Raw genomic sequence first — 5,436 nt, 5'->3', positions numbered from 1 at the left:
CTGCCCAGCTTTTTCCAAGCGAAGTAGCCTCCGCCGGCGGCGATCACAGCGAACACCACCAGCAACAGGCGTTTACGGTTTGCTGTCATTGCCATTCAGGCTTGGCCCCATCAGTTTCCGCCAGGGCATAGGACCACGCCTGACCTGTCTCAATTGACTGTCTGCTGCTCTCACGAGCGGCTTGCCTTCCTGGCGCGGCTTGGCCGCCTGGATCTGCCTGCCGATTGTCCGGCCCTCCACCGCTGAGCGGATGGCACCCGCACAGTTACCGCTCGTGCGTAGTCAACCCCTGTTGACCGCCAGGGGCAAGAGGGTAATGTGCGCCCATGGAGACGGCGGAACCCAGAATCCCGATTGTCGACCTGACCGGCAAGCGCGGCCTGATGATTGGTGTCGCCAATGAACACAGCATCGCGGCCGGTTGCGCCACGGCCTTCCGGCAGGCCGGGGCTGAGCTGGCAATCACCTACCTGAACGACAAGGCGAAACCCTTCGTACAGCCCCTCGCCGAGGCCCTGAGGGCGCCTCTCCTCCTGCCCTGCGATGTCCGGATCCCCGGCCAACTGGAAAGCGTGTTCGAGGCTGTTCAGCAGGCATGGCCCCGGCTGGACTTCCTGCTGCATTCCATCGCCTTCGCACCCCGCGAGGATCTGCAAACGAGCGTGGTTAACTGTTCCGCTGAGGGCTTTGCCCTGGCCATGGACGTGTCCTGCCATTCCTTCATCCGCATGGCTCGGCTCGCCGCGCCGCTGATGAGTGAGGGCGGATCCCTCCTGACGGTGAGCTTCTACGGCGCGGACCGCGTGGTCGAGAATTACAACCTCATGGGGCCGGTCAAGGCGGCGCTGGAGGCCAGTGTTCGCTACATCGCCGCCGACCTCGCCAGCCAAGGCATCCGTGCCCATGCCATTTCCGCCGGCGCCATCAAGACGCGGGCAGCATCCGGCATCGATCGCTTCGACGCCCTGCTCGACAAGGTGCGGGACCGCACCCCCGCCGGCCGGCTTGTCAGTATCGGCGAGATCGGCCGAATCGCGGCCTTTCTAGCAAGTGGGGCTGGCGCGCCGCTCTCCGGCTCCGTCATCTTCGCCGACAATGGGTTTCACACTACAGCCTGAACGAAGACGCTCATCGCCGATCGACAACAGAAGGATGCGGGCATGGCCACGGTTAGCGATCTGCACAGCCTTGAAGGCGCTTTGGGACGGATTCGGTCAAACTGGCTCTGGTTCGTTGCCTTTGGGATCGGACTGGTGCTGCTGAGCCTGGTGGCCTTCGCCAATCTCTTCATGACGACCCTGGCAACGATCTTCATGCTGGGCATTCTCATGTTGGCGGCAGGCGTCGCGCACATCCTGCTGGCCATTCGCGGCAGGAAGTCACGCCGATTCTGGGCCTGGATGCTGTCCGGGCTGCTCTATACGGCTGCCGGGATCCTGGTCATTGCAAACCCGCTCCTGGCTTCCACGGTCACCACGCTCTTCGTCGCCGTGGCTCTTCTGGTGGCAGGCGCCGGGCGTCTCTGGGTCGGCCTCGACAGCAGTGCCGGTCGTGACAAGGCCTGGTTCGTTGTCAGCGGCGTCCTGACAATGCTGACGGGCCTTCTCATCGCGACCGGCTGGCCCGTGAACAGCCTCTGGGTCGTCGGGCTGTTCCTGGCCATCGATCTTCTGATCCAGGGCTGTGCTTATGCCAGCTTTGGCCTTGCTCTCAGGACGACGAAATAGGGCTTGCAACGATTGCCTCGGCACGGCTGGCACATGGGAAAGGCTCCGGGCCATTCTCCGTGCTGGTCTCCCGCGGCGACCGGGTCCTGTCTATCTCGAGCCGGCTTTCCAGGGCGCGTCAGCGGGTGGAAAGACAGATGTCGATGAGCCTGTGCGGAAGGTCTTCCGCCAATCTTATCCTGCTCGACAATTCTGGCGTGGATGCTGCAGGCAAGTTCAACGACGACGCTGTGCCAGCTTCGCCAGCGTCTACGCCGAAATGGCAGCCACCGGGGCGGTCACACCTGGTGACGGCCTACGGGAGGCGGCTTCCTTTGTGCTCAGCGCCGTCAGGACCGCGCTTTCGAGCCGCGTCGTGCTGGCCGGCCATGCGCTCTCGCCCGAGTGATCCCCGGGCATGATGGGCGCTGGTTCCAAACAGGGGCATTCAACATCCGGAGGGGGCGTGACACTGCCATCAGCACATCGCGCTTTGCGGAACGCCTTGACGGCTGCTCTGCTTCTGATCTGCCTGGCCGGATGCTCAAACGGCGCTGGTGGTTCTTTTGGAACTGGGGGACGCACGACCAACCTGAACCATCCCACCGTCAGACAGATCCTGGATCCTCAGCGGCCGCTAGAACCCTTGCAGCCTGAGCCAGGCAATATCTGGGAGGGTATCGATGGCGTGCGGCCTTCACCGCAGTCGCCGGGCGCGTCCTCCTCGGAATAAGGCTCCCCAGCGCTGGCTCCACAGCATTCCCTCGCGCCTCGACGAGATCGATCTCACGGACAAGCCTGCGGACAAGATCGTCGTTGATCCGGTGGGAGCGACCATGGCGATTCGGGAATTCCGGCGCGAGCTTGCATGTCGACGGCCTTCATGCCGACCGAGGACCCCCGCGCGACCCGCGCACCTTCGGAGGAACATCCGGCCACCCCAGGCAGAGGAGCAGGAAGGAGCATCGGTTCGCATCAATCCCCTTGGGGACCGTGTGAAACGACGTGTGCCAGAGAGAGGGAAAGATCTCGCGATCTGGCGGAGACATGGCCTTCATGGAACGCGATGATCAGGAACGGATGTGACGAGGCCGCTCCGACAGATACAGGCGCGCTTCTTCACGTGAGGAGACTGCACTGACGACAGCCCCTGTATGGGACGTGCTTCGGAGGAGGTTAGGCTAGGGTGAACTCCGCTGCCTGGATTTCTTCTTGAGGCCCGCAGGCTCGTGCTTTGCGGAAGACCGCCGATGGACAGCTGGCGGACTGCCCATGCTGACATCGATGATATCGGCAATCAGCCCCCCGAGTCGTTCATCGGCTCCATCGAGGAGAGGCTCGACCCGCAGCACGTGGCGGAAGATGCTGATCCCTGCAAGGCACGCGGCCAGCAACGCAGCGCGCTGTTGCGACGGATCATCAAGCTTTGGTCCCAGCGGAACAACGACGTGCTTGGCAATGGCATCGCGAAGAAGCGGGATCGCCTCACGGCTGAGGAGGTTGCGAACCAGGATATCCAGTGGATCAATGACCCGTAGGGCTTGGTCGAGGCTTGGTTCCAGGATCCTGGCGGTCAGGCGCGCCGTCAGTTCGCCGCGGTCTGCCGCGAACAGCCGCTGCGGCTCGAAGGCAATGTTCACCACCTCCTCGAAGAGCCGCTCCTTGGAGCCGAAGCTCCGGTGCACCAAAGCGACGTCGACGCCAACATCGGCCGCGATGTCGCGCAACTTCGTCTCTTCGTAGCTGTGCTGCGCGAAGCGGAGCATCGCAGCTTCCAGGATACGGCGGCGCGTATCCTGCCCACGGTTCTCGACGTCCAACTTCAGAGGCATGGCGCTCCTTGTAGCCCATTGCTTGTGCCGGATCTTGGCGAGGGTCTTGCACGGCATCAACGGTGGTTGATATAAATCATGCTCGGCCGGTTTGCGAGCTGGTAGCAGCGCTGCTGAACCATGCAGGGGAGCGATCTGCCATGCCTGTGGATCCATCGAAAGCCGGGTTCATGCTTGCCCCGCCGGAGGTTGCTACGTCCGCATCCTCGGCCAGTCCCGATTGGGCGAAGACGCCAACGAAGGTCCTGGCGCAGGAGAATGCGAAGAGGGGCATCACCGTTAATGCCATCTGTGCTGGCTATACCGCCACGGACATGGTGCGGGCCATGCCACAGGATGTACTCGAGAGATCGATTCTCGCGCGCAGATCCCCGCGGGTCGCCTTGGGGAACCGGACGAGATTGCCCTGCCGGACCTGAACAGAGACTTTACAAGCCGGCCGGACGGTTTGATGAATGGCGGGCGCTCGGCTGCGAGCTAGGCTAAGCACTCGTGTCACCGTCCCTTGGTCAGAGGGCCACCAGCCTCCTTGGCATCTGCTTCTTCTCCCATCATCGAAGGATCATTCCATGTCCACTTCCTTACCCCCCAAGATGAGTGGCGTGCCAAACCTGTCTTGGGATGCGATCGCACCTCGTCTGCAGCCGCTGTGGCACGCTACCCAGCAGTCGCAAGCGATTGTCGCCGATGCGGCACGGCGAGAGCTGGAGATTGTTTCCGAAGTGCAGGGCCGCTTTGGCGCTGCCGTGCAAAAGCTGATCAACGCCAGGGAACCCGGCCAGCTTCTTGCCGCGCAAACCGAGGTCATGGGCGCGTTCCTTCAAGGCGCGACACTGAATGCTCGCAATCTTCTCGAGCTCTCCGAGAAGCTTCAGGACGCCAACGCATCCCTGCTGGCGGAAGTGGCCAACAGGGCGGCGCCGAACACCACCAAGTAGCTTTCCGGGCATAGGGCGTGGCTCCGCCGCGCCTGCCATGCTGCTGGCTTGCGGCATGGATCCGACGTGCGCGAGGCAATGCATGAGCAGTTCGGTCAATTCCTTTCCCGTCAGCTGGGACGCTCCCTGGACAATCTGGCAATCCGCTGCCGAATACGCGATGGACGCCTGGCAGCGCCAGATCCTCTTCCTTGATGTACTTCGTCAGCGTGGCAATCAATACCACCGACACATGGCCGAGAAAGCACCCAATGTGCTGCACTTCTCCGCGGAGGTGGTGCTGGATGGCAAGAGTCTTCCCCGTCCGGTCAACTATATGCTGTCGCGCATCACGGCAGGCGAGGGCACGCCGACTGACTTGCGCAAACGGCCCTTCATCATCATCGATCCCCGCGCCGGGCACGGGCCGGGTATCGGCGGCTTCAAGGCCGATAGCGAGATCGGTGTCGCGCTGAGGGCTGGCCATCCTTGCTATTTTGTTGGATTCCTGCCGCGTCCAGAGCCCGGGCAAACCGTCGAGGACGTGATGCGGGCCGAGGTCGCCTTCGTGTCGCATGTTGTCAGCCTGCACCCCGAGGCTGAGGGACTGCCAGTGGTGATCGGCAACTGCCAGGCCGGGTGGCAACTGTTGATGGCGGCGGCGACGCATCCTGAAGAATTCGGGCCGCTGCTCGTCGCTGGAACGCCCGTTTCCTTCTGGGCTGGTGAGCGGGGCCGTAACCCGATGCGCTACTCGGGCGGTCTGCTGGGCGGCACATGGTTGACCGCCTGGGCCAGCGATATTGGCAACGGCCTGTTCGACGGTGCCTGGCTGGTCCAGAACTTCGAGAACCTGAACCCTGCAAACACGCTATGGACCAAGCAGTACAACGTTTACAGCAAGATCGATACCGAACCGCCGCGCTTCCTGGAATTCGAGAGGTACTGGGGAGGCTATGTGCTGCTGAATGAACCCGAGAT

The 5,436-nt window shown here is 62.7% G+C and carries 6 protein-coding genes; 5 read left to right on the top strand and 1 reads right to left on the bottom strand.

Features of this window, described 5'->3' with window-relative positions; all coding sequences use genetic code 11:
* The first annotated feature begins 326 nt into the window (after nt 1-326).
* Together fabI and ACO1BU_RS35815 are read left to right on the top strand one after the other, a co-directional pair.
* Entirely contained in the window at nt 327-1,118 is a 792-nt protein-coding gene (gene fabI, locus ACO1BU_RS35820) for an enoyl-ACP reductase FabI (protein WP_424140654.1), read from the top strand.
* 42 nt (nt 1,119-1,160) lie between these two features.
* On the top strand, nt 1,161-1,727 hold the full coding sequence (locus tag ACO1BU_RS35815) for an HdeD family acid-resistance protein (RefSeq protein ID WP_424140653.1): 567 nt from the start codon (nt 1,161-1,163) through the stop codon (nt 1,725-1,727).
* A 1,160-nt stretch (nt 1,728-2,887) separates the two neighbouring features.
* Here ACO1BU_RS35815 and ACO1BU_RS35810 read toward each other — a convergent pair.
* Nucleotides 2,888-3,694 carry a TetR/AcrR family transcriptional regulator gene (locus tag ACO1BU_RS35810; protein ID WP_424140652.1) on the bottom strand — a complete coding sequence of 269 codons (807 nt, stop codon included), beginning with the start codon at nt 3,692-3,694 and terminating at the stop codon, nt 2,888-2,890.
* On the opposite strand from ACO1BU_RS35810, the gene ACO1BU_RS35805 reads away from it, so the two are divergent.
* From ACO1BU_RS35805 to ACO1BU_RS35795, 3 genes are all read left to right on the top strand, one after another.
* Nucleotides 3,679-3,957, top strand: a complete 279-nt coding sequence (locus ACO1BU_RS35805; protein ID WP_424140651.1) for an SDR family oxidoreductase — start codon at nt 3,679-3,681, stop codon at nt 3,955-3,957. The genes ACO1BU_RS35810 and ACO1BU_RS35805 overlap by 16 nt on opposite strands.
* 174 nt (nt 3,958-4,131) lie before the next feature.
* On the top strand, nt 4,132-4,476 hold the full coding sequence (locus ACO1BU_RS35800; RefSeq protein ID WP_424140650.1) for a phasin family protein: 345 nt from the start codon (nt 4,132-4,134) through the stop codon (nt 4,474-4,476).
* An 82-nt stretch (nt 4,477-4,558) separates the two neighbouring features.
* Nucleotides 4,559-5,436 (top strand): DUF3141 domain-containing protein (locus ACO1BU_RS35795; protein WP_424140649.1); only part of this gene is annotated, 878 nt, incomplete at its 3' end.

The sequence above is a fragment of the Roseomonas chloroacetimidivorans genome (assembly GCF_049629625.1).
Lineage (GTDB): Bacteria > Pseudomonadota > Alphaproteobacteria > Acetobacterales > Acetobacteraceae > Roseomonas > Roseomonas chloroacetimidivorans.
This window is presented reverse-complemented; position numbering and strand designations above follow the sequence as displayed.